This is a genomic window from Collinsella sp. AM38-1BH (assembly GCF_003467545.1).
In the GTDB taxonomy this organism is placed as follows: Bacteria; Actinomycetota; Coriobacteriia; order Coriobacteriales; family Coriobacteriaceae; genus Collinsella.
In genome coordinates this window covers 164,325-186,048 of the sequence record NZ_QSHC01000002.1, presented here as the reverse complement: position 1 = coordinate 186,048, position 21,724 = coordinate 164,325, and the positions used below count along the sequence as shown (strand labels likewise).

Here is a 21,724-nt window from a genome sequence, read left to right as displayed (position 1 = left end):
AAATAACAACTATCTGAAAGCCAGTACATGCACAACATTCTGCAGTTCTCGCCACAACTAACCGCGCTTGAGTTTTTTTCAGGCATTGGCTTGGCTCGTGCCGGCATGGCAAAAGCCGGAATCAAAACAATCTGGGCAAATGACATAGACCATACTAAATGCGCCATGTACGGCCAGTGTTGGGGCGATGAGCATCTAGTCGAGCAGGATGTCCACACACTCGACCCCGACTTAATACCCCAAGCCGACATCGCATGGGCGTCAAGCCCTTGCACAAACTTATCTCTCGCGGGAAACAGGGAGGGACTTATCTCTGGCAAAGAGTCCAGTGCGTTCTTTGGCTTTATTAAGGCCATCGAAGGAATGGGCGATCGTGCCCCGCGGGCACTTGTTCTCGAAAATGTCATCGGCCTTGCCACGTCTAATAACAGTGATGACTTTAGACTCGTTTGCCAGGAATTTAATCGTTTAGGCTATTCATGCGACGCTTATTTTATCGATGCACGGCACTGGCTTCCCCAGTCACGCCCCCGCATGTTTGTCGTCGGATTAAAAAACCCTCTTCCCAACAGCCGACTCGATTCCTCGCTTCGTCCTGAAAAGGTCTCCTGGATTCACTCCGACCCTTCACTCATTACGCACGTCTCTCACCTAAACGAGCCAAGTCCACTTCGCATGACGGGCCTTGCAACGGTTGTTGAAAATATTCCCGAGAACGACAAGCGTTGGTGGAACAAAAACCAAGTACAAGCATTTATCGCCTCACTTGCACCGCATCAAGCAGAGCGCCTTCAGCGCTTCTTAAATGCCAAAGAAAAAATTGTTCGCACTGCTTACCGTCGCACGCGATCGGGCGTTGTGCGCTGGGAAATCCGTGAAGAAGAAATTGCCGGATGTCTAAGAACGGCTCGCGGCGGCTCATCAAGACAGGCAGTCGTTATATGCGAAAACGGAAAGATAGAAGTTCGCTGGATGACTGGAACTGAATATGCCCGTCTCCAAGGTGTTGACTCATGTCAGTTTAGCGGCTTCTCGGATGCTCAGATTCGCTACGCATTCGGCGATGCAGTTGCCGTGCCAGTTGTCACTTGGCTTATAAAAAATGCAGTCAAACCCGCGCTTATGTCTTCAAGGAACGGAGTGGACAATAATGGAAATGACCAATTGCTCCTTGAGCGAGCCCGATAAAGACATCTTGGATGCCATTGAACTCTGGTACGAATCCAAGCGCAGCAAGCGAGGCAACGTCAACCGTAACGTCATGGCGGTTGGCATAGGCATAAGCGAGCTGTTGCAAAACCGTTTTCCGCTCACCGACGATTATGTGCAATCGGACAAGGGGAGCCAAGTACGAGGCCTAAGTGGAGCATGCATCAAAACAGTTTTAGCCAGACATGGGGAAACGCGTGCCTTCGCGTCAGAGGGCGGCAGAACCTCACGCGGCACACTCCCGATGGCGCTTGAGCTTGCCACGATTATCAACTCTGCCCTACCCAGTGACATTTGCGAAGACACTCGTCTTGAAGCTGCGAATGCAATCGCCAATTTCTTCGTCGAGCGAATCCAGGTCGATTTCTTTAACCGGCAGAGAATCAAAGTCGAAATCGATCTTCAAAAACCAATTTCTGTCATTGTCGATGATATCCTAGCCGAAGCAAGCCTACGGTCCGATAAGCCAACGGGTACCGTCGCACAGCACCTGGTAGGTGCAAAACTAGAGATGTTATTTCCAACCATAGAAATCGGAAAAGACAACTCAAACGCCGCCGACCAGCAGACAGACCGTTCTGGCGATTTCCAAATCAATGATGCTGCATTTCATGTGACTGTATCGCCAATGGCCAAATTGACCGATCGATGCCGAGATAACATTCGAAATGGCATTCGGCCCATCGTCGTTGTCCCCCACGATAAAGTTTCCTTCGCTTACGGACTGTTCGAAAGTGAGGGACTCGGCAATCGCGTACAGGTTATCGCACTCGAATCGTTTATCGGCATCAATATTGAAGAGTTATCGTTCTACAAGCGAGGCCTAATTCGATTAAATGTCGCACGGCTTCTTGCCCACTACAACAAGCGAATCGAAGATATCGAGCCCGACAAATCTCTTCAAATAGAAATTCCTCAGTGGGCTCTAGACGAAATGGATGCACATGGCGAATAGCTCAAACATACTTATCACTCATGATCTGGACGGTGCCGCGCTGGCGGCACCCGTTGATGCCGCACGTCGCAACGGTGCCACGTACAAGACGCGCACGATCGACGATCTGCGCATTAAGGACGATCGCCTGCGCGCCGCCATCGAGGGCACGGGACACCTGCTGTTCGACGGCGGCATGGGCACCATGTTGCAGGCCGCTGGCATGAAGGCGGGCGCCCTGCCCGAGCTGCTCAACTTTGAGGAGCCCCAGGTTATCACTGATATCCAACGTCAATATGTCGAGGCCGGCTGCGACGTGATTACCGCCAACACCTTTGGCGCCAACGCCCACAAGCTCGACGGTGCCGCCGCCGTGGCAGACGTCTTTGCCGCGGCCGTCGCCTGTGCCCGCGAGGCCGGCGCCCGCTACGTCGCCGGTGACATCGGCCCCATCGGCGCGCTGCTTCGCCCCCTGGGTACCCTGAGCTTCGACGAGGCCTACGACCTCTTTGCCGAGGAAGTGCGCGCCGGCGTCGCCGCGGGCGTCGACCTCTTTATTATCGAGACTATGACCGACCTGGCCGAGATCAAGGCGGCGGTCCTCGCCTGCCGCGAGAACTCCGACCTGCCCGTCTTTGCCACCATGACCTTTGAGGAAGACGGTCGCACCTTCCTGGGAACGAGTCCCGAGGTGGCCGCCATCACGCTCGACGCCATCGGCGCCGACGTTTTGGGCATCAACTGCAGCCAAGGACCGGCCGAGCTCCGAGGACTCGCAGCACGTATGCTCACCGTTACCGACAAGCCCGTTATGGTGCAGGCCAATGCAGGACTCCCCCATGTGGACGACGACGGCAACACCGTCTTTGATATCCAGGCCCCCGAATACGCCGAGGCCGTCGCCGGCATGATCGCCGACGGCGTGAGCGTCGTGGGCGGTTGCTGCGGCACCACGCCGGCGCACATGGCGGTCTTGCGCACGCTTATCGACAACCACACGCCCAGCCCGCGCCACCGCAAGCCCAGTATGTCGGTCACGAGCGCCCAAACGGTCGTGGACCTTCCCTGCGACGGCCACAAGATCGCCGTCATCGGCGAGCGCATCAACCCCACCGGCAAAAAGCGCCTGCAGCAGGCCCTGCGCGACGGCGACCTGGACTACGTTGTGAGCCAGGGCATCAGCCAGCAGGAACAGGGCGCCGACATTCTGGACGTCAACGTGGGCCTGCCCGAGATCGACGAGGTCAAGATCATCCAACAGGCGACCGAACAGCTCCAGGGCTCCACGCTGCTGCCGCTGCAGATCGACTCCACCGACCCCGCAGCCGTCGAGGCCGCCGTGCGCCGCTACGCCGGCAAGCCCATCATCAACTCGGTCAATGGCAAGCAGCAGATCATGGATGAGATCTTTCCGCTGGTCGCCCACTACGGCACCAACGTTGTCGGCCTTACGCTCGACGAAGGCGGCATCCCCGATACCGCCGAGGCTCGCTTCGCCATCGCCGAGCGCATCGTGGCCGAGGCTGCCCGCTACGGCATCGGACCGGACCGCATCCTCATCGACTGCCTGGTCATGACCGCCTCGACCAATCAACGCCAGGCCGAGCAGATCCTACGCGCCATGTCCCTGTGCAAGGAACGCCTGGGCGTTAAATGCGCACTCGGCGTGTCGAACATCAGCTTTGGCCTGCCTGCCCGCCCGCTGCTGGGCTCGGTCTTTTTGGCCGCCGCTTTTGGCGCGGGCCTGGACGCCCCCATCATGAACCCGGGTTCCAAGCGCTTTATGGATACCGTCTACAGTTATCGTGTGTTGAGCGTTGAGGACGAGGGCTCGACCGGATACATCGAGCGCTACGCCGGCTGGACCGATCCGTATAAGATCGCCGCAAACCCGGCAGCAGCTCAGGCCGCATCGACCGACGCCGCGCCCGCTGCTGGCACCGCCGGCGCCGACGGCAACGACGACCCCATCCGCCACATGGTCGTCTCGGGCCGCAAAGGCGAGATCGCTGCCGAAACCGAGCGTCTGCTGGCAGACCACGACGCCATGGACCTCATCAACAATCACTTTATCCCCGCCCTCGACGAGGTTGGCGTCCTCTTTGACCAGGGCAAGTTCTTCTTGCCGCAGCTTATGGCCTCGGCCGAGGCCGCACGCGTGGGCTTCGACACCATCAAGCGCCTGATGCCCGCCGGCGAGATTGCCGACAAGGGCAAGATCTGCGTGGCCACCGTCAAAGGCGACATCCACGATATTGGCAAGAACATCGTCAAAATGCTGCTCGATAACTACGGCTACACCGTCTTTGACCTGGGCCGCGACGTCGACCCGCAAGAGGTGCTCAAGACCGTGCAGGAGCGTGACATCAAGCTCGTCGGCCTCTCGGCGCTTATGACTACCACGGTCGTCGCCATGGAAGAGACCATCAAGCTGCTTCATGCCGAGGTGCCGGGCGTCAAGATCATCGTAGGCGGCGCCGTACTCACCCCCGAATACGCCAAGCAGATCGGCGCGGACTACTACGCCAAGGACGCCGCCGAAAGCGCGCGCATCGCCGAAGAGGTCTTTGGGCAGTAACACAACGGAAACAACCGAGCACCAAAACGTGCCGCACGCGCCACTTGGCACGTGCGGCACGTTAGAATAGAAAAGATTATGCTCGTTTTGGCAGATAGGAGCGCAAGGATGGCGATCACACCCGCAGAAATCGCGGAAACCCGCGGCATGGTTGAGGAGCAGAACCTCGACATCAGGACCATCACCATGGGTGTTTCGCTCATGGGTTGCGGTGACGAGAACCTCGACCGCATGTGCACGAAGATCTACGACCACGTGACGCACACGGCTGAGCATCTGGTCGAGACCGCCGAGAACCTCGAGCGCGAGTACGGTATCCCCATCGTCAACAAGCGCGTTTCCGTCACCCCGGTGGCGCAGATCGCCGCGTGCTGCAAGGATGAGGACCTCACCCCCATCGCGCACGCCCTCGACCGCGCGGCTGAGACGCTCGGCATCGATTACCTGGGCGGCTTCTCCGCGCTCGTCCAGAAGGGCATCGGCGACGCCGACCGCCGCGTCATCCAGTCCATCCCCCAGGCGCTCGCCACCACCAGCCGCGTCTGCTCCAGCGTCAACGTCGCCAGCCTGCGTGCCGGCATCAACATGGACGCTGTGCTCATGGCCGCCCAGACCATCATCGATGCCGCCAAGCTCACGGCCGACCAGGATTCCGTCGGCGCTTCCAAGTTTGTCTGCTTTGCCAACATGGTCGAGGACTCCCCGTTTATGGCGGGCGCCGTCCACGGCGGTGGCGAGGCCGACGCCGTCATCAACGTAGGCGTCTCGGGCCCCGGCGTTATGGCCGCAGCCCTGGAGACGCTGCCCGACTCCGCATCGATGATGGAAGTCGCCGAGAAGATTAAGCAGACCGCCTTTAAGATCACCCGCGCCGGCGAGCTCATGAGCCGCGAGGCCGCCCATCGCCTGGGTGTCGAGAAGGGCATTGTCGACCTCTCGCTGGCTCCCACGCCTGCCATCGGCGACTCCGTCGCGCGCATCCTCGAGATCATCGGCGTGGGCACCTGCGGTGGCCCGGGCACGACCTGCGCGCTCGCCATGCTCAACGATGCCGTCAAGAAGGGCGGCGTCATGGCCAGCTCCAGCGTGGGCGGTCTCTCGGGCGCCTTTATCCCCGTGTCCGAGGACGCCGGCATGATCGCCGCCGTCGAGGCCGGCGCGCTTTCGCTCGAGAAGCTCGAGGCCATGACCTGCGTGTGCTCCGTTGGCCTGGACATGATCGCCATCCCCGGCGACACCCCGGTCGAGACCATCGCCGGCATCATCGCCGACGAGATGGCCATCGGCGTCATCAACAACAAGACCACGGCCGTCCGCGTGATCCCCGCCATCGGCAAGGGCGTGGGCGACTGCGTCGAGTATGGCGGCCTGTTTGGCCGTGCGCCCATCATGCCGGTGAACCCCAACGCCGGCACCGTGCTTGCCCACCGCGGCGGACGCTTCCCGGCACCGCTGAACTCGCTGAAGAACTAGCTGAGGGGGACTGGCGAGGAGCCCCGGGGAGGGCAAATATATAAGGTCGCCTGCTCGGACAGTCCTGACTCGCACGGAGAGCACATTAAGTGCTCTCCGGCTCGTGCGGAACTCGCGATCGACCTTATATATTTGCCCTCCCCGGGGCTCCCGCACAACGGAACCTCAGTTGGGTTCTATCCCGTATGGCAGTCGCTTCGCTCCTGCCCGCCTTGGTTGTGAGGGCGATTTGGCGTTGGAACGGTTCTTTTTCTGATATATGCTGGTTGCGGCTCTTCTTTTGGGAGGAGTCGCTTTTTTGTTGCTAGGAGGTTAGCCCGTGGTTGAAGGGGATGCTCGCTCTGAGCTTCTTTCTGCGGATTGGAATGGCGAATGGATGCGCCTGCAAGCTGGTCGGCATCGGGCTGATGATTCTTTTGAGTGGGATAAACGGGCTCGGCATTTTCGGCCGCTTGAGACTGCTCCTTATGCCCGGGATTTTATAAAGTTGTTGGCGATTGAGCCCGGCGAGTCCGTGCTGGATATGGGGTGTGGGGCTGGGTCGATTGCTATTCCGCTTGCTCAGGCTGGGCATTCCGTGATTGCTGCCGACTTCTCTCCTGCCATGTTGGGCACGCTTGATGCCGGCATTGAGTATTACGGGCTCGAAGATCTTATTACGCCGCTTGAGCTTGCTTGGGATGATGATTGGGATTTGGTTGGACCGGTCGCGAAAGCGGTGGATGTTGCCTTTGCCAGTCGGTCGGTTACGACGACCAATCTAAAAGATGCGCTTGCCAAGCTCGACCGCACGGCTCGTCGGCGTTGTGCTGTCACGATGGTCGCCAACTCCAGCCCGCGCTATGACCTGCACCTGATGAACGCCATCGGTGCCTCGGTTACCTGCAGTAATGGCTTTGTGTATGCTTTTAATATCCTCATTCAGATGGGTGCCCTGCCGCAGGTTACGTACTTTGAATCGCCTCGTCGCGATACCTTCGATAACCTTGAAGCGGGCGTAGCAGATTTTTCCCGTATGCTCGAGCATGGCAACGAGGATAAGGTCGACCGTCTGCGCGACTACATCGCCCAGCACATGATTGAGAACCCCCATGCCGGTGAGCCGGGCTCCAAGGGTGTGCCGCAGGGACGCTATATGCTCGACCACGTCCGCAAGGTCCGTTGGGCGTTTATTGCATGGGAGCCGGTCTCTGCACCCCGCTCATAGCCTGTTCGCAGCCCGCACTGCCCACTCACTCGGCATCCGCATTCTTTTTGAACTGGGCAAACGCGCTCCACACCGCACCGTTCCTGCGCTATCGTGGGACAGCTCACGTAAATTAAGGCCCCGTCGCGGGGCGCCCCATACATAGAAAGCGAGAACCCATGGCACTGACAGGAGCACAGGTCAAGCAGCTTCGCAGCATGGCCCATCACCTCAACCCCGTCATCATCATCGGTAAGTCCGATGTCAACGAGGGCACCGTCGAGCAGACGGTCGCCTACCTGGAGAAGCACGAGCTCGTTAAGTGCTCCGTGCTCGATGGCTCCAGCCTTTCCGCCCGCGAGGCCGCCGAGGAGCTCGCCGAGCGTTGCCACGCCGAGGTCGTCCAGGTCATCGGCCGCAAGTTCTCACTGTATCGCGAGTCCTCGCGCAAGGACATCGAGAAGATCAAGCTCGTCTAAGAGCCAATGATCCGGCGATCCAACACATAGCAAGCTTACGGGTGCCCAAGTACTTCGGGCGCCCGTTTTTTATCGCTCGACCAGCACGCGATTGAGCCGCCCCTCCACCAAGCGCTCGTATAGACGCCGCGTCTCGGGCTCGGGCACGCCATTGACCTGCTCCCTCAGGTGGTGCATATGCCCGCTGTACAGCTCGACGATATCGCGCCGCCGCCCCGCCGCACTGTAGACGCGCATGGCGCAGCGCACCATATCCTCACGCGCCGTTTCCTGTCGAAGCCCCGACTCCGCCAGCCAAATCGCCGACTGCAGATCGTTTTCTTCTAGAGCGGCATTTGCTCCCTTAATCATGCAATCGATGTACTTTGACTGCATAATGCGCCGCATGCGCAAAAAGTAGGTGGGATTACAGCCATTGGGAACATACAGCGGTCCGGCATAAAGCTGCTCAATCTTAAGGCACAGCTCAACTAAATGGGGCCCGCGCGCACCCGTGCGATTTCCCAAAACCTCGCGGCTTATCTGGTCAAACAGCCGTACATCGGTCTTGACGTAGTCGCCGTTGAGCCCAATGCATTCATTTTGGATGAGCACGCACGACTTGCCATCCGGCGTCGGTCCCAAAGCCGACCGCAAGCGCGATATCGTCGAGTACAGGTTGTTGCGGGCGCTATTAAACTCGGCATGGGGCCACAGCTCCATGGCCAGCGTCTCACGATCGACGAGCGCATCCATGCCCAGCGCAAGCCGCTCGGCAAGCGTCGCCGCCTTCTTGCGGCGCCACATTTTGTCCGTGATGGGAAACCCATCGCGCTCGGCGCGAAACGCACCAAACATGCGAATCTCGATATGGTCGATGGTATCAACGGCTTCAACCTCGCCGGCCTGGAACAGGCGCTCGCCCTCTCCTTCCAAATCGTCGCGCAGCGAGTACCGCGACAGCTCGCGCACGGGAAGCTTCTTGCGTATCCTGCCCGCCGGCTCGCCCAGACAATGCATGGCAAGGCGCGCAAAGAGCCGATACGATGGCTCTAGAATCCCCGCACGATTCATGGACATCCAGGCCGCAAGATCGCTGTCTCGGCCCGCACAGGCCAAATGCAGCGCCACCATCCAGGCCTCCGCTCCACCAACCTGCGTCTGGCTTATATCGAGCAACTCCGCTTCCTCGCGCACCGAAACCATCGAGGTGTTACGCAGATATGCCGCGCGCTCCAGCAGCAATGCGTTATCGCGCATGTACGCAATCGACTCCTCGGCAAGTTTGAGCACTTGGACCGCACGGAACTTTGCATTAACCGGCCGTCCCTCTGCCAGCGACTGCCAGCCTTCTAGCAACAGCCCAAACAGCTGAATCTGGTTGTCGCGCATGCGCACGGCAAAACGATCGAGCTCGTTGAACGCCGCATCGTCGGTTACCGGCAAGCCGGAAAGGAGCCGCCGTGCCGCCAACACCATGCGCACCCAGATAGCCATCGCCTTAAGTCCACGTACGTCGAGCGCCTCCCGCACCACCGTCATCTCGTCGTCGCGCTCGTCGGTTCCCGCAAACGACCCATCAAAGAGCTCCACCAGCATGCTATCGGCCCGTATAACAATCCCCGCGATGTCGAGCTCGCAGTCATAGGCCTTGCTCGTTTTGAGCTGCTGTAGAACGCCGCTGTCATCTCCCCGTTCGGTCAGGCAGCGCTTGACCTCGATATGCGCAGACAACATATCGAGTGCGGTGTGAGATGCCTCGATTTCTGGCACGGCCAGGTTCGTAGGAAGCCCAAGCCCGTTGTCCCCATAGCAAACAGCCGTCAGTGTCTGGGCCACCCTCCATGAAACAGGGTCTATTTCGCAGGCCGCCCGTTCGCCCCCGCATTCGATGACCGATGCCATATAGCGAGCGAGCTTTGTATTGGACACGCTGACCGCTGCCAGATATACGCCAAGCGCTTCGGCAGGCGTTGGCTCTGGAGCCGGATCGTCGGCATCGATCGTGCCCAGCGCCGCTCGGCAGATATCGGCCCCGTGCCCCGTCAGAGCCAGATCGACCCCATACTGCCCAGCAAGTTCAAGGACCGCTTCACGGTCCAGAAAGGCGTCCGCCAGGCCCATCGCCGCATCGCATCGGCCCGCCTTAAGCAAAATCCGGGCCGCCCTCGGAACAAGTTCGGGGCGAACCTCGGCCACCAACTTACGCAAGCGCAAGCGTCCGTTATCCTCCGTGCCCAGACACGTAAAACTCCGCTCGGCGGGATCCAAGCCAAAGATCGGGTAGTCGCGTACAAAGTAGGACTGGTCGACCATCGACAGCCTCACCCCACAGGCCTCGAGTTCTGCGATATTGCCCTCGCCCATCAAAACCATGAGACATGCCACGCAAAACAGCGCATTATTGTCGAGTGAAGCCAGATCGGCAAGTGCCGCGCCATACACGTTGACAATCTCGTTTTCGAGCAGGCCGGCTACGTCGCCTTGGCCATACAGACCTGTCTGCAATGCCGAAACGAGCTCGGGCACGCCCTGCGTGAGCTGATAAAAGTCGAGCGATGTGCTGATCGAAAACGCCGATGCCCACGCCGAATACTCATAGGCATGCACCTTGAGCATCTGCGCATTGATCTTAACCGAATCGCCCAGCCCATGAATCAGCTGACGATTTGAAGGACGGCAGGAGATAAAGACCCCTACCCCCATAGCGCGCAGGCCGCGAATCCTGTCGATGAGGTCTTCGGTATCGTGCTGATCGAGGTTTGGCACATTATCAATCGCGATAAGGGAGTGCGGTTTGTCTTTGAGTTCTTCGGTAACCACCTCGAGCTGCATAAACACCTCGCGCCCAATGGCACGATCGGCCTCGATAATCCGCACGGGGCCTCGCGTCGGGTCGCATTTAACCTCATGGGTGTACTGCAGCAGCACCGAGGTCTTCCCAAACCCGTCGGGCGCATAAAGAACCACGATGCCGGCCTTTCGGCCCTTGGCGATAAGCTCATTCATCAAGCGTTCGCGTCGCACCATATAGCCTCCGCCCAGCGGCATCAGCTCGAGGTCGTCTATACCGCTCAAATCATTTACCATGCCCGCTCCTCAACTCGACCGTATGGACACTGTAGCCGCAAGACCATACAAGCCGCGCTATGAATAGAGCGACCTTGTGTTTTAGGTTGTCTTTTGGTACGCAAGCGGCAAGTTTTTGTACAGCGAGGGCCGATTGTTATTAATCCCCCGACTAATCGGTCTTTAAGCAGGTAAATGAGCTTGTCAGCTTGTCCCATCTAAGCGGCAGTGTAACGCAGATGAACAAGGTTCAGCCATGTCATTCAACTCGCCTAGCACCCGCTACCGTCTACGACCTTCTAGTGGCATTTTTGCATAGAATCTGGTATGGAATGAATCAAGCTGTTGGACATCTGGCGTTCGTCAAGCTTGCGGCAAGATTTTGGTCAAGTGGGCAAAAAGGGATAGCAAAAAGGCCCCCGCAAAGCGGAGGCCTTAGACAAGGCTATGTCGAGCTGCAGGATTCGCGCTACTCGCAGAGCGAAAGGGCGGCCTCGTCGGCAACGACAACGCAGTTGGTGTGCAGCTGCAGGATCGAAGCCGGGCACTCGGGCGTAACCGGACCATAGCACATGTCATGCACGGCCTGAGCCTTGGCCTCGCCGTTGGCGACGACCAGGATCATGCGGGCATACATGATGGTCTGGGTACCCATGGTGTAGGCCTGACGGGGAACATCGTCGATGCTGTCGAACAGGCGGCTGTTGGCCTGAATGGTGCTCTCGGTGAGGTCGACGCAGTGCGTGCCCTTGGAGAAGTGGTCATCGGGCTCGTTGAAGCCAATGTGGCCGTTGTTGCCAATGCCGAGCAGCTGCAGATCCGGATAACCGGCGTCGGCGACAATCTTGTCGTACTCAGAGCAGGCAGCGGCGGCGTCGGGGTTGGAACCGTCGGGCACATGCGTGTTGTTCAGGTCGATGTTGATGTGATCGAAGAAGTTCTCACGCATGAAGTAGTGATAGCTCTGGGGATCGTCGTGCGAAAGGCCGCGATACTCGTCCAGGTTGTAGGTGCTGACCTCGGCAAAGTCGACGTCGCCCTTCTCGTACCAAGCAGCGAGCTGCTTGTAGGCACCGATCGGGGTGGAGCCGGTGGCAAGGCCCAGTACACAGTCGGGCTTGAGGATAACCTGGGCCGAGATGATATTGGCGGCCTTGCGGCTCATATCCTCGTAGTCTTTAGCTTTAATGATCTTCATTACGCGTCCTTTCTCGTACAAGAGAGGCAAGGCTCCCTTACAAGCACTTGCCCGCGGCCCGCGTCGGCCGCAACCAACGTGTGCGGCCACCAGGGCGAGGTCGCGTAATGTATGTGTCTCGTGTCTAGCCGCGTCGAGGCCCCTGCCCGTCCACGGTGACCCAAAGCTGTTTAGCTTCGGACAAATCTCATCTTGCCACGGAGGGCGTCCTCTTTCAAGGGCGCCCTCCGTAAACGTGTTTGAATTGTAGGCTAATGGCCACGTGCACTTGCTAGCGCTCGCGAGCAACGATGAGCTGGTCCATCTCTTCGACATGCACGCCAACGGAACCCTTGATGCTCGAGAACTCAACGGAGTTGCACACCAAGATGGGAACCGTCACATCGTAGCCTTCGGCAGCAATTGCCTCGCGATCGAACTCAATGAGCACATCGCCCTTATGGACGATGTCACCCACTTGCGCATGTACGGTAAAGTGCTTGCCCTCGAGCTGAACGGTATCCAAACCAACGTGGATGAGCACGTCCAAGCCATCGACCGTGTTAAGCGCAACGGCGTGTCCCGTAGGAAAAATGGCCTCGACCTTGGCATCAGCCGGTGCAATCACACGCGTTCCGGTGGGCTGAATCGCCACGCCCTGGCCCAAAAGGCCGGTAGCAAACGTCTGATCGTTTACCTCGGAGAGCGGAATGACGTCACCCGAGATGGGAGCATCCAACGTAAGGACTCGACCACGCATACCAAAAGACCTTAGGACTTTAGTGAACATGCTCCCCCTCGGACATACCGATCAACCAAAATAACCTTAACAGTTTACCACTTGGCACCCGTTTTTGACCATTAGGGAAGTTCGCGCTTGACAACCTCGACGATGTCGTCGACAACGCGCTGGGTCAGCTCGTGCGTCTCGGCCTCGGCCATCACGCGGACCAGCGGCTCGGTACCACTCGGGCGCACCAGAATGCGGCCGCGGCCATCAAGCTCCTTCTCGGCAGCAGCGACGGCATCCCAGATGGGCTGGCAATCGTCCAGACCAGCCTTGTTGTCGGAATGCACGTTGACGAGTACCTGCGGGTACTTCTTCATGATGCCGGCAAGATCGGTGAGGGTACGACCGGTGCGCTTGAGCACGGCCAGCAGCTGCAGAGCCGTCACCAGGCCGTCACCGGTGGTGTTGTGCTCCAGGAAGATGATGTGGCCGGACTGTTCGCCGCCGATGACGGCGCCGTCCGCGAGCATGCGCTCCAGAACGTAGCGGTCGCCCACGGCGGTCTGAACCATCTCGAAGCCCTGCTCCTTCATAGCGATGGAGAAGCCCAGGTTGCACATGACGGTCGAGACGATCTCGGAGTTGGCGAGCTTGCCGCGAGCGGCAAGGTCAGAACCGCAGATAGCCAGGATGTAGTCACCGTCGATCTCATTGCCCTCGCTGTCCACGAACAGTACGCGGTCGGCGTCGCCGTCGTGGGCCAGACCGATGTCAGCATGGGTGCGCAGCACGAGCTCGCGCAAGGGCTCGAGATGCGTAGAACCGCACTCAACGTTAATGTCGGTGCCGCAATAATCGGTGTTGATGGCATGGACCGTAGCACCCAGGCGCTGCAGCGCGGCGGGCGTGGTCTGGCAAGAAGCACCGTGGCCGCAGTCGACGGCAACGACCAGGCCGTCGAGCCTCAGGCCATCGAGCGTATCGATGGCATGATCGACATATGCCTTGCGGGCATCCTTCATCTTGATGATGTGGCCCACGCCGGCACCGGTCGGCAGCGTGTCGGCAGCCATGGCTTCCTCGGACATGACCCAGGCGCTGATCTCTTCCTCGACAGCATCGGGAAGCTTCATGCCCTTGCGGCTAAAGAACTTGATGCCGTTGAACTCCGGCGGATTATGCGAAGCAGAGATGACGATGCCGCCGTCGAGCTCGTTTTGAACGGTGAGCAGGGCCACGGCCGGCGTGGGGATGACGCCGCAGCAATGCGGGCGGCCGCCCTCGGCCATAATGCCGGCGGTCAGAGCGCTCTCGAGCATGGTGCCCGAAAGACGCGTGTCGCGGCCGATGCAGATATCCGGACCAAGAAACTTGGTCGCCGCGCGGCCCAGGCGAAACGCGAGGTCGCACGAGAGGCCGGCATTGGCGACGCCACGAACGCCGTCGGTACCGAAGATGTTCTGGGGCATAGGATCGCTCCTTCCCTAGCAGGCGATATGCAACCGCCCGCCCTAGTCGAAAAAGAAAAGCGGGACCCGCCGAGGAATCGGCAGGCCCCGCTTGTACATTGTATCTCGAAAGGAGATAAAACCTTAGCGCTTGGAGAACTGGGGAGCGCGGCGGGCCTTCTTGAGGCCGTACTTCTTGCGCTCGACCACGCGAGCATCGCGCGTAAGGAAACCGGCCTTCTTGAGGTCAGCACGGTAGTCGCCAGCGTTCAGAAGAGCGCGAGCGATGCCCAGGCGCAGAGCGCCGGACTGACCGGAGATGCCGCCGCCATCGCACAGAGCGATAACGTCGAACTGACCGGCGGTGTCGGTCACCTTGAAGGGAGCAAGGGCGTTCTCAACGAGCTGATGACGGCCGAAATACTGCTCGGCGTCACGCTTGTTGATGGTCACCTTGCCGGTGCCGGGGACGAGACGGACGCGGGCGACGGCGTTCTTACGACGGCCGGTACCCTGGTAGACAACGGTGTTCTCAGCCATCTTTAAGCCTCCAGCTCAATCTTCGTGGGGTTCTGGGCAGCGTGCGGATGCTCGGCACCAGCGTAGACCTTAAGCTTGGTCATCTGGGCACGGCCGAGGGTGGTCTTGGGCAGCATACCGCGAACGGCGCGCTCGATGACCTTCTCCGGGTGCTTCTCCATAGCCTGGCGGAAGCTCTCAGCCTTGAGGCCGCCGTTGTAGCCGCTGTGGCGATAATAGGTCTTCGTGTCGGCCTTGTTACCGGTAAGCTGGACCTTATCGGCGTTGATGACGACAACGAAGTCGCCGCAGTCGCTGTTGGGCGTGAACTGGGGCTTGTTCTTACCGCGCAGGATCATTGCGATCTGGGTGGCAAGACGGCCCAGGACAGCACCATCGGCGTCGACGAGAACCCAGTTGCGCTGGACCTCGCCCTGCTTGGCGTAGTGAGTCGATTTCGAAATCACTTAGACTCCTCCATGTACAGTACGTGTTGTTACAGAGATTCACGGGGCTCTGCAAGTAACCCGTCCATATTACCCCGCTCGCCGTACGAGTCAACAGGTATTTTGGCTCCGACCAGAGTTTCTGCACATGTCATCCACGAGCCGTGATTTTCCAGCTCTTTAGCTGTTGTCATTTTTTGAGGGTTCGCCGTCGCTAGCGCTCAACGAACTCTTGGATTTCCGCGAGCAGGCGCTTTGCCTCCTGACGTCCCTGGATATACAAGTCCAAAAGCTTTGCCGAATCGTGCTCGACATGGCCGACCTCGACCGGCTTTTGCGGAGCGACGACCAACGCACGACCCTCGCGCTCATACTTCCACAGGTGCATGCGCTGGATGTTGTAACGGTCGTGGCGCGTCTCGATAGCCTCGAGCAGATAGGGGTAGTCGGCATAGCGGGCGCGCGCGGCCGGCAAAAACTCGTAGGGCTTTTTCTCGTACGAGCGGTCCTGCGTGACGATGACGACCGCACGGTCGAAGCCCGCCTCCTCGAGCACATGCTCGATGGGGACCGAATCGGCTACGCCGCCGTCGACGTATTTGTGCCCGTCTATCTCGACCGGCGGCGTCACCAGCGGCAACGAAGTCGAGGCGCGCACGGCGTCGAGATCGAGCACAGCGCTTTTGACCGGCAGGTACGTGGCGGTTCCAAAGAGCATGTCCGTCGCGACGGCGTACATCTCGATGGGGCTCGCGTCGAACGTCTCGTTGTCAAAGGGATCCAGGCGGTCCTGGACATCGTTGAAGATAAAGTCGTAGCCGACGATAGAGCCCGTGGATGCAAACGATGCGGCGCCCATGAAGCGGTTGTCATTGCAGAAAGCCAGGTTGATGCGGTTGGCACGGCCGATCTGGTGCGACTTATAGTTCACGCCGTTGAGGGCGCCGGCCGATACACCGTAGACAGCCGGAATCTCGACGCCGGCCTCCATGAGAACGTCGAGCACGCCCGCGGTAAACTGCCCGCGAAAACTACCGCCCTCCAGGACGAGCGCGACCTTGCCGGCGTTCTTTGCCTTATCTTCTGCAGTCATGTTGACCTCCTGCTGTTTCGTTTTGGCTTTCTTCTACCCAGTTTTGGGATGGAGGGCGCGCAGGTTTTGGAGTTGAGGAGGGCGGAGCGGTCGGCGGGAAAGCGTGCCCCGTTCTCAGAGCAAATTCCGGGTCGTATTTTCCGCTGAGCCCGCCATCTGGAAAATGAATCCCATTCCGAGCTTAGATTCCGGGATGCGCTTTCCGCTTGAGCTGCCATTGGGAAAGCATGTCCCACTCTACGGCGGGATTCCGGGTCGCAGTTTCCGCTTGAGGCGCCATCCGGAAACTACGTCCCAGTCTGAGCGCGGATTCCGGGATGGACTTTCCGCCTAGGCCGCCATTGGGAAAGCGTGTCCCGGCCTGCGTTGACGCGGCATTTTCTTTACGCCCGCGCCCTGCACAGAGTTCGATTCTCCGCGGTTTGGGGGATCCGTTGATGGGTTGAGGCCAGGGCAAGACGCCCGATCGGCATCGCATCTATATCTGGCTGAAGCATTGCGCGGAGAATCCGCGTATTTGCTTCGCAAATACGCGCCGGCTTCGGCCGCCTACCGGCGTCCTCGCCCGCTCGCTACAAACGCTTCGCGTTTGCTTAACGCTCGCGCCCTGCATAGAGTTCGATTCTCCGCGGTACGGACTAGAAATAAAAAGGCAGGTAGATATAAATATCTACCTGCCTGTTACTTATGGTGGAGGCGCGGAGAATCGAACTCCGGTCCACGAAAGCCCCCTGATTGGCATCTCCAAGCTCAGTCGCTGGTTTAGTCTCGGACGCTTTGCGCGCAGCGACACGCTCGCGGCGTCCTAACCGGTTCGGTCTTAGCCTGCGCCATACCGATTACGTGCGCAGGAGCATTCCCCTAACATGACGTCGCGCCGGTGTCGGGGAAATCACCGGGTTGACGCGCCGCTATAAACTAAGCAGCGAGAGCCATAGGCTCAAAAGAAGAGTTGTTGTCAATTCAATTTGACGGTACCCCTGTTTAACGAGGCGAGGAGACCTCGGCTTGCTTCCTCTCTCAGAGCTATCGTGTCGAAACCAGTCGCCCCCGAATGTCGGGAAAGTCTGGATGGCACTGGGCACGAGCGCCCAACACCCGTCGACTTTTCAAGGAACACGCGGGGTGAACCCCGCTCGTGGATAGCTATCTTACCACGTTCTAAAGGCAGACAGCTGTTCTATGCACGAGCTGTGAAGACCCCAATGTGCGCCGCACTTCGCACTTTTGCTACCGATCGCGTAACGTATATTTTCGCCAAGCAAAACTGACCCGTCGAAAGGACCGTTATGGATACCAAGCAGCAACTCATCAATGCCCTCACAGGCCTGGGCTCAACCATTACCGAAGCTATGGATGTCATCGAAGGCTTTGTCCCCTGCGGACATCCCGCCCTCACGGTTTCGAACGCACTCGTCGCGCTGGACGCTGACGATGATGCAGCTCTCGCCCAGCAGCTTGAGACCGTCGAGGGCTTTATCGACCACGTGAGCGAGAACCGCGGCGTGACCGCCTACCACGGCATCGAGGTCGAGCTCGCGGGTCCCAAAGCCGATCTGCTCGCAGCAATCCGCGAGGTAGGCGCCCTTATGCAGACCGCAGGCGTCAAGAACACCCAGGTCAACGAGTGGGTCTACCGCAGTCTGGCAGCACTCGACAGCTCCGAAGAAAAGGCAGCCGAGCAGCTCGCAGAAAGTCCCGCCATTAAGGCCGAGCTTTTGTAAATAGCAGACGCGGGCCCCTTGGCGCATCGTCGTCCAAGAGGCCCGCAAACAGTTCGCGTCAACCGATAGCCGCGCCGCCGCGTTCGGCCAGAGCAAGAATCGGCATCATTTGGCGCGGGGTCTTTGCTGCGAGATCGGCATGTTCGAGCAGCTTTCGATCGTTAGTCACCAAGTAATCGACCTGCGCGCGCTTGCACGCGGCGAGCACCAAGTTGTCCTCGTAATCGCGATGGAGCGCTAAGTATTTGTCGGCCAGCCAAAGGTCCGACGCATCTGCACCAACGGCCATGGCGTTTTCGGTCATGTTCCGAACAAACGCCAACGCCGCATCGCCAATTGCACGGGCAGATGCCTCGTCGATCGCTCCCCCGCTGGCAAGAACGCTACGCTTCAGCTCATGTTGGACAACGTACAGCACGTCCTTAGCGATATACACCGGGAAGAACAGCAATGCCCCCGTCTCCGCCGCCTGCCCAATAAACGCACGCGCGGCAAGCGACTCGGCATGGTCGACGCAAAACGAATCAACCCATACGTTGGCGTCCACCATGATCTTGAGAGGCGCCCCACTCACTGGATCATCCCCTTTTGGCGATAATGCTCATCCATGGCTTCGGAATAGATTGTGTCCCAACCGCGATCGTCGGATACAGGCGACGCAGCGATGCCCATATCTGCATAAAGCCGGTCTGCCGCTGCCCATGATGCGGCGAACGGAGTATCGGGCGCGACGGTCTGCTGCCGGTCGTCGACGGCCGCAAGCACTTCCTCGCACTGCCCGCCACCCTGCGCGACCTTGGCCACCACCTTTTTGATGAGCTCGGGCAGCGACCCGCCCGAAAGCCGCAGCGCCTCCTCGGCACGCTCTTTAACCGAGCGATCTACGCGAACATTCACCTGTGCCATGCCGCTAACAGCACCCACGTCGATCCCGCTCCCTTCAATTGCTAGCCATGCTAGCACCACTTTATAGAGAAGCTAGCAAATGGTCAAATGCAAAAGGCCTGCGCCCGGACGACACCGATGCCGTCTGGGCGCAGGCCAGATAACGTGGGCGGACACGTCTGCTAACGCAGGTAAGCCTTCGCGTTGCTCAGACTGTAGGCAATCGTCGAGCCGTTGTGCAGCAACGACGACGTCTGCGGAGTGATCATGCCGGTAATACCCAATGCCAACAGCGCCGAGTTGGTGAGCATCACCTTGGAATACGAACTCGTCAGACGGTCGATAAGCCCCTGACTCATGCGGCGCAGGCGCACGATCGCGGCCAGATCCGTATCGGTCAGAATGATATCGGCGACCTCCTTGGCGATGTCGCTTCCACCGCCCATCGCCAAGCCCACGTCTGCCAAACCGAGCGCCGGCGAATCGTTGACGCCGTCGCCTACCATGGCAACATGGCGCCCCTCGCTCTTAATGCGCTCCACATAGGCGTACTTGTCCTCGGGCAGCAGCTCGGCCTTAAACTCGTCGACACCCGCCTCGCGCGCAATCCGCTCGGCCGTGCGCTCCGAGTCGCCCGTGAGCATGACCACGTGCTTAACGCCCAACGCGTGCAAGTCGGCGATAGCCTCGCGGACCCCGGGCTTAAGCGGGTCCTCGATACCGAGCACGCCCACAACGGTGCCGTCGACCGCCAGATACAGCGGCGACAGGCCCTGCATCTGGGACTCAATGCGCTCCTTAATGTCGGAATCGAGCTGCGCGCTCTCGTCCTCAAATACAAAGTGCGCGGAACCGATGATGGCGCGACGCCCTTCAATGGACGAAGCGATACCGTGCGCCACAATATACTCGACAGCAGCGTGACGCTCGCGGTGCTCGAGCCCACGCTCGTGAGCAGCGTTGACCACGGCACGCGCCACCGGATGCGGGAAATGCTCCTCCAAGCAAGCGGAAAGGCGCAGGATCTCGTCCTCGCTCCAGCCATCGGTGGTGAGTACGCAGGCAAGACGCGGCTGCGCCTCGGTGAGCGTGCCGGTCTTATCAAACACAATGGTGTCGGCCTTGGCAAACGACTCAAAGTACTTTGCGCCCTTGACCATGACGCCCATCTTGGCAGCATCGCTCATAGCGGTCATGACGGCAACGGAACCCGTGAGCTTGAGTGCGCACGAGTAGTCGACCATCAACGCCGCTGAGGTCTTGATAAGGCTGCGGGTGGTAAGCGCAACCAGGCCCGCGAGCAGGAAGTTCCACGGGACGATCTTGTTGGCGAGATCTTCCATGTGCGACTGGCCCTCGGACTTGAGCGAGTCGGCCGTCTGCACGAGCGAGACGATTGAGCGCAGTTTGGTTTGCGCCGTATTGGCGCGCACACGCACCAAGATGCTGCCGTCTTCCACGACGGTGCCGGCGAACACGTCGTCGCCCACGCTGCGCTCGACGGCCAGCGGCTCGCCGGTCAGGGTCGCCTGGTTGACCATGGCGCTCCCCTGCTCGACAACACCGTCGATGCAGATGGACATGCCAGTACGCACGGCGACCAGATCGCCGGGCTCAAGCTCGGTCGCGGCAACACTTACCTCGGTGTCACCGACCACTTTTTGTGCCTTATCGGGCACGTCGAGCAGCGAGTTGATGAGCTCGTTTTCGCTCATGGCGCGCGTGTAGTCCTCGAGCAGCTCGCCCACGTTGAGCAGGAACATTGTCTGGCCCGCGGTGTCGACGTCGCGTTTGACGAACGAAATGCCGATGGCCGAAGCGTCGAGCACAGGAACGGTCAGACGCGGCTGCGCCAGCTCATGAAGGGCAGCGCGCAAAAATGCCATGTAACCGGCCACGACAAACACCGCACGCAGGGGCGTGGGCAAAAACCAGCGACGTGCGTAATGGGCACCGACGAGTGTCGCCAGGTCCATAACGAGTTTGTGCTTGCGCGGCTCGAGTTGCATCACGTAGCCCGACTTGGCATCGGCGACGGCTTGAGCATCGAGTGCGCCCAAGGCGTCGAGCACGCTCGCACGACACTGCTCGTCGTACTCCAGCGCCATCTGGCCAATGCGGCCATACACGCGCACTTTGCGCACGCCGTCGATTTCGCCGCCAAGCTTAAGAAGTGCATCGAGATCGCTCTCTGGCACAGGACCCGCCAATTGAAGACGGGTCCTGCCGGGGATCTCGCTAATAATCGAGAATCTCATAGTTTGTGCCTGGGAGCGTTACTCGGCTGCCTCGTCAGCAGCGGCCTCGCTCTGGGTGATGTAGGCAGCCTCGGCAACCATGTCGTCGACCTCGGCCTTGGCCTGCTCGACCATGTCCTGGTAGCCGTTCTTGATGCGCATGCCGCACGCGATACCTTGCACGCAGGCATTCTTTACCGGAGCGCTGGTGAGCAGCTTGATGCCAGCCGTACCAAGCAGAAAACCGCCACCGACAAGCAGGGTGTTAAACGTCGACTTCTTCATGTTGCTTCTCCCTTTTGCCGCATCGGACGCGGCACGGTGCCTCAGCACTCGAGTAAATAAGTTTGCTCGAGCACACTTTTGGAAAATAGTTTAGTTTATCTAACTATTGAGGTCAACACAGGTTAACTTTTTGGAAATCTTATGGTGCGGACCAGCCAGCTTCTGGCGATCCGCCCGCCGCTATGTACATCCGTTACGCCAAAGAGGAGGCCCTATCCTCTCCAGCAAATTGAAGGTGAATAGTTTTCCGCGAAGTGAACGAGCAAAATTGGA

At 59.4% G+C, this 21,724-nt stretch carries 18 protein-coding genes and 1 other RNA gene; 7 read left to right on the top strand and 12 right to left on the bottom strand.

Translation table 11 applies throughout. The features are described from left to right. The first annotated feature begins 27 nt into the window (after positions 1–27). From DW870_RS02080 to DW870_RS02055, 6 genes are all read left to right on the top strand, one after another. Positions 28–1,188 carry a DNA cytosine methyltransferase gene (locus tag DW870_RS02080; protein ID WP_117876751.1) on the top strand — a complete coding sequence of 387 codons (1,161 nt, stop codon included), beginning with the start codon at positions 28–30 and terminating at the stop codon, positions 1,186–1,188. Then, positions 1,151–2,164, top strand: a complete 1,014-nt coding sequence (locus tag DW870_RS02075) for a DUF4928 family protein (RefSeq protein ID WP_158556906.1) — start codon at positions 1,151–1,153, stop codon at positions 2,162–2,164. The genes DW870_RS02080 and DW870_RS02075 overlap by 38 nt, the downstream gene beginning before the upstream one ends. Next, complete coding sequence (locus DW870_RS02070; protein ID WP_233504621.1) at positions 2,154–4,721, top strand: homocysteine S-methyltransferase family protein; 2,568 nt, start codon at positions 2,154–2,156, stop codon at positions 4,719–4,721. Before DW870_RS02075 ends, DW870_RS02070 begins: the two co-directional genes overlap by 11 nt. Positions 4,722–4,829: 108 nt before the next feature. After that, positions 4,830–6,194 (top strand): PFL family protein, encoded by a 1,365-nt coding sequence (locus DW870_RS02065; RefSeq protein WP_035136908.1) that lies wholly within the window; start codon positions 4,830–4,832, stop codon positions 6,192–6,194. Positions 6,195–6,570: 376 nt separating this feature from the next. Further along, on the top strand, positions 6,571–7,401 hold the full coding sequence (locus tag DW870_RS02060) for a methyltransferase domain-containing protein (RefSeq protein WP_117770030.1): 831 nt from the start codon (positions 6,571–6,573) through the stop codon (positions 7,399–7,401). Positions 7,402–7,559: 158 nt separating this feature from the next. Next, the gene (locus tag DW870_RS02055; RefSeq protein WP_117770031.1) at positions 7,560–7,859 is read left to right on the top strand and encodes a YhbY family RNA-binding protein; all 300 of its coding nucleotides are present in this window, start codon (positions 7,560–7,562) and stop codon (positions 7,857–7,859) included. Between the two features lie 69 nt (positions 7,860–7,928). Here the strand turns inward: DW870_RS02055 and DW870_RS02050 are convergent, their stop codons facing one another. From DW870_RS02050 to ssrA, 8 genes are all read right to left on the bottom strand, one after another. Beyond that, positions 7,929–10,928, bottom strand: coding sequence for a BTAD domain-containing putative transcriptional regulator (locus DW870_RS02050; RefSeq protein ID WP_117770032.1), 3,000 nt, complete (start codon positions 10,926–10,928; stop codon positions 7,929–7,931). A 448-nt stretch (positions 10,929–11,376) separates the two neighbouring features. Continuing rightward, the gene (gene nagB, locus DW870_RS02045; protein ID WP_055287061.1) at positions 11,377–12,105 is read right to left on the bottom strand and encodes a glucosamine-6-phosphate deaminase; all 729 of its coding nucleotides are present in this window, start codon (positions 12,103–12,105) and stop codon (positions 11,377–11,379) included. A 271-nt stretch (positions 12,106–12,376) separates the two neighbouring features. Then, complete coding sequence (locus DW870_RS02040; protein WP_306421699.1) at positions 12,377–12,844, bottom strand: PTS glucose transporter subunit IIA; 468 nt, start codon at positions 12,842–12,844, stop codon at positions 12,377–12,379. A 101-nt stretch (positions 12,845–12,945) separates the two neighbouring features. Further along, positions 12,946–14,283 (bottom strand): phosphoglucosamine mutase, encoded by a 1,338-nt coding sequence (gene glmM, locus DW870_RS02035; protein WP_117770033.1) that lies wholly within the window; start codon positions 14,281–14,283, stop codon positions 12,946–12,948. Positions 14,284–14,406: 123 nt separating this feature from the next. After that, positions 14,407–14,802: a 30S ribosomal protein S9 gene (gene rpsI, locus DW870_RS02030; RefSeq protein WP_022094634.1), complete on the bottom strand. Its 396-nt coding sequence runs from the start codon at positions 14,800–14,802 to the stop codon at positions 14,407–14,409. Positions 14,803–14,804: 2 nt separating this feature from the next. After that, positions 14,805–15,248 carry a 50S ribosomal protein L13 gene (rplM, locus tag DW870_RS02025; RefSeq protein ID WP_022094635.1) on the bottom strand — a complete coding sequence of 148 codons (444 nt, stop codon included), beginning with the start codon at positions 15,246–15,248 and terminating at the stop codon, positions 14,805–14,807. A gap of 193 nt (positions 15,249–15,441) precedes the next feature. Next, positions 15,442–16,320 (bottom strand): patatin family protein, encoded by an 879-nt coding sequence (locus tag DW870_RS02020; RefSeq protein ID WP_117770034.1) that lies wholly within the window; start codon positions 16,318–16,320, stop codon positions 15,442–15,444. A gap of 688 nt (positions 16,321–17,008) precedes the next feature. Further along, positions 17,009–17,372, bottom strand: a transfer-messenger RNA (tmRNA) gene (gene ssrA / locus DW870_RS02015). A 237-nt stretch (positions 17,373–17,609) separates the two neighbouring features. Between ssrA and DW870_RS02010 the strand changes: the two genes are divergently transcribed. Next, positions 17,610–18,044 (top strand): hypothetical protein, encoded by a 435-nt coding sequence (locus DW870_RS02010; protein WP_117770035.1) that lies wholly within the window; start codon positions 17,610–17,612, stop codon positions 18,042–18,044. 58 nt (positions 18,045–18,102) lie between these two features. On the opposite strand, the gene DW870_RS02005 is transcribed toward DW870_RS02010, so the two are convergent. From DW870_RS02005 to DW870_RS01990, 4 genes are all read right to left on the bottom strand, one after another. Continuing rightward, positions 18,103–18,618, bottom strand: a complete 516-nt coding sequence (locus tag DW870_RS02005; protein ID WP_117876749.1) for a PIN domain-containing protein — start codon at positions 18,616–18,618, stop codon at positions 18,103–18,105. Beyond that, a complete protein-coding gene (locus tag DW870_RS02000) occupies positions 18,615–18,968 on the bottom strand; it encodes a hypothetical protein (protein ID WP_117876747.1) in 354 nt (117 codons plus the stop codon). The genes DW870_RS02005 and DW870_RS02000 overlap by 4 nt, the downstream gene beginning before the upstream one ends. A 143-nt stretch (positions 18,969–19,111) precedes the next feature. After that, positions 19,112–21,127 (bottom strand): heavy metal translocating P-type ATPase, encoded by a 2,016-nt coding sequence (locus DW870_RS01995; RefSeq protein WP_233504623.1) that lies wholly within the window; start codon positions 21,125–21,127, stop codon positions 19,112–19,114. A gap of 78 nt (positions 21,128–21,205) precedes the next feature. Beyond that, positions 21,206–21,451, bottom strand: coding sequence for a DUF6110 family protein (locus DW870_RS01990; RefSeq protein ID WP_117876745.1), 246 nt, complete (start codon positions 21,449–21,451; stop codon positions 21,206–21,208). Positions 21,452–21,724 lie beyond the last annotated feature (273 nt).